This window comes from Oleiphilus sp. HI0066, assembly GCF_001635725.1.
In genome coordinates, this window is record NZ_LWFH01001572.1 from 1 (window position 1) to 869 (window position 869).

The 869-nt window shown below is 42.7% G+C and carries 1 protein-coding gene; it reads right to left on the bottom strand.

The window, feature by feature from the left end:
• Nucleotides 1-754 (bottom strand): tetratricopeptide repeat protein (locus A3738_RS24870; protein WP_369819833.1); only part of this gene is annotated, 754 nt, incomplete at its 3' end.
• Nucleotides 755-869: the final 115 nt, after the last annotated feature.

Here is an 869-nt window from a genome sequence, read left to right on the forward strand (position 1 = left end):
GAAATTGCTTGTGTTGTTTAGGAATGTGCTGAATTCGTTCTATACATTCCTGCGCTAAATTCAAAGTGTTTGGCGATGATTCATCTTTATATAACTTAAGTGCAACTTGTGCCAAGTTAAGATTAAGTGCGGCGTGCTTTGGAGTGAGAGCTAGGGCTGATGTAAACGACTCAACAGCAGACTGAAGTTGCCCACTTTCAAATAGCTGAATGCCGGTTTTATTGAGACTCTTGGCTTTTATTCTAAGTTCAAAAGGTTCGGGTTCATCTAGTAAGGCTTCTATCTTGCCTAGGGCTTGAGGGTCTGATTCGAATTTTTGAGATAGCTTTATTAGTAAGTTCTCGGCTTCGTCTTGCCGACCTGTGGTATAAAGGCTGCGGCTTAATTCCAAGCCTAGGTCAACGCTAAGATCTTCGACATCAATTAAAGATTGTACTTCATCTATTAGCATTTGCGCTTGCTCGTGCTTGTCTCGGCCAACTAGTACTCTAGCTTTTACTAAATTAGCGCAATGACACGCTTCCTCTTCATAAGAAAATTTGTCAAGAATAGTCTCAAGCTGAATGTTAGCCTCGTTCGCGAGAGTGTTGCCCTGATTAGTCGTATCTCCGATTGATAGGTCACTTAAACAACGCCCGAAATCTAAGTAGAGGGTAGGTGTTTCGTGAACGGTATTCTCTCCAAACGTGATCGCTTTTCTGAATGCTTCGCTTGCAGAACGCAGATCATTATTTTCAACGCATAAACTCGCCAATTTAGACTGCCTTTTGACCATCCTAGGAGAAATAGTAACGGCTTCTTGGAGAGCTTCTTGGGCTTCTTGTCTTTGTCCTAAGTGCAAGCACGCGTCACTAACTCCTTCGTAGGCT